We start from the raw sequence: 1,362 nt of genomic DNA on the forward strand, positions 1-1,362 counted from the left end.
ATTGGCTTGTCTTACTTGTTTTTTCTCTCCCAATCAGATGAGAAAAAACGAATTGACGTCAGGCTATTTTGTTTAGTTTTCAAGGTTCGAAAAAATGCAAAAAAATATGGTGGAGCCTAGCGGGATCGAACCGCTGACCTCCTGCGTGCAAAGCAGGCGCTCTCCCATCTGAGCTAAGGCCCCACATGTAAATATCGGGAAGACAGGATTCGAACCTGCGACCCCTTGGTCCCAAACCAAGTGCTCTACCAAGCTGAGCTACTTCCCGTTAATGGCGCGCCCGAGAGGAGTCGAACCCCTAACCTTCTGATCCGTAGTCAGACGCTCTATCCAATTGAGCTACGGGCGCATGTAGGTGGTGCCGAGGGCCGGACTCGAACCGGCACGGTAGTAACCTACCGCAGGATTTTAAGTCCTGTGCGTCTGCCAATTCCGCCACCCCGGCAAACTATATGGAGCGGAAGACGGGATTCGAACCCGCGACCCCCACCTTGGCAAGGTGGTGTTCTACCGCTGAACTACTTCCGCAAAAAAATGGTGCGGGTGGAGGGACTTGAACCCCCACGTCGCGAGACACTAGATCCTAAATCTAGCGCGTCTGCCAATTCCGCCACACCCGCAAATGGTGAGCCATGGAGGATTCGAACCTCCGACCCTCTGATTAAAAGTCAGATGCTCTACCAACTGAGCTAATGGCTCATCTAATAATGTGATATTAGTATAAGTGAAAAGTAGTTAAACCATATTACCATTCGAATTAATAGAAACCTTTCGGTTTTTATAATCTTCAATGGTAGGTTTGCATTTATTCAATTGAGAAAGTGGTGCCGGCCAGAGGACTTGAACCCCCAACCTACTGATTACAAGTCAGTTGCTCTACCAGTTGAGCTAGGCCGGCAAAAAAGAAGAATGGTGGAGGATGCAGGGCTCGAACCTGCGACCCCTTGCTTGTAAGGCAAGTGCTCTCCCAGCTGAGCTAATCCTCCAAGTTATGCCCGGCAGCGTCCTACTCTCACAGGAGAAGAACTCCAACTACCATCGGCGCTAGAGAGCTTAACGGCTGTGTTCGGCATGGGAACAGGTGTGACCTCTCTGCTATAGCCACCGGACTTGGTGTCTTATGTAAAACCATTCGTTTTTCAAGGACAAGTTATATTATATTCACCCTAATCAAAAAATGCAAGGACTTTTTATAATATTTTTGCTTGAATTGAAAGTTTTATTTCTAAAATAACCATTGGAAAGATATCCATTGTGTCATTTTAGATAAATACACCTTCAAAACTAGATAAGAATCAAAGCGCAAGCACGAACCAAAGCGTCATTACCACAAATATTGAAGTTAAGTCCTCGATCGATTAG

General features: G+C 46.7%; 9 tRNA genes and 1 rRNA gene. All 10 read right to left on the bottom strand.

Annotation, left to right across the window (positions count from 1 at the left end):
• Positions 1–107 precede the first annotated feature (107 nt).
• Positions 108–183 (bottom strand) — tRNA-Ala (locus tag CEY16_RS14920).
• A gap of 11 nt (positions 184–194) precedes the next feature.
• A tRNA-Pro gene (locus tag CEY16_RS14925) sits at positions 195–268 on the bottom strand.
• 4 nt (positions 269–272) lie between these two features.
• Positions 273–349, bottom strand: a tRNA-Arg gene (locus tag CEY16_RS14930).
• Positions 350–356: 7 nt separating this feature from the next.
• Positions 357–445: transfer RNA gene (locus CEY16_RS14935), tRNA-Leu, on the bottom strand.
• Positions 446–453: 8 nt separating this feature from the next.
• A tRNA-Gly gene (locus tag CEY16_RS14940) sits at positions 454–528 on the bottom strand.
• Positions 529–535: 7 nt separating this feature from the next.
• Positions 536–620: transfer RNA gene (locus CEY16_RS14945), tRNA-Leu, on the bottom strand.
• Between the two features lie 3 nt (positions 621–623).
• Positions 624–699, bottom strand: a tRNA-Lys gene (locus CEY16_RS14950).
• 123 nt (positions 700–822) lie between these two features.
• Positions 823–898: transfer RNA gene (locus CEY16_RS14955), tRNA-Thr, on the bottom strand.
• A gap of 12 nt (positions 899–910) precedes the next feature.
• A tRNA-Val gene (locus CEY16_RS14960) sits at positions 911–986 on the bottom strand.
• Positions 987–993: 7 nt separating this feature from the next.
• Positions 994–1,109, bottom strand: a 5S ribosomal RNA gene (gene rrf, locus CEY16_RS14965).
• Between the last annotated feature and the right edge of the window lie 253 nt (positions 1,110–1,362).

Origin of the sequence: Halalkalibacillus sediminis (assembly GCF_002844535.1) — a bacterium.
Classification (GTDB): Bacteria; Bacillota; Bacilli; order Bacillales; family Alkalibacillaceae; genus Halalkalibacillus_A; species Halalkalibacillus_A sediminis.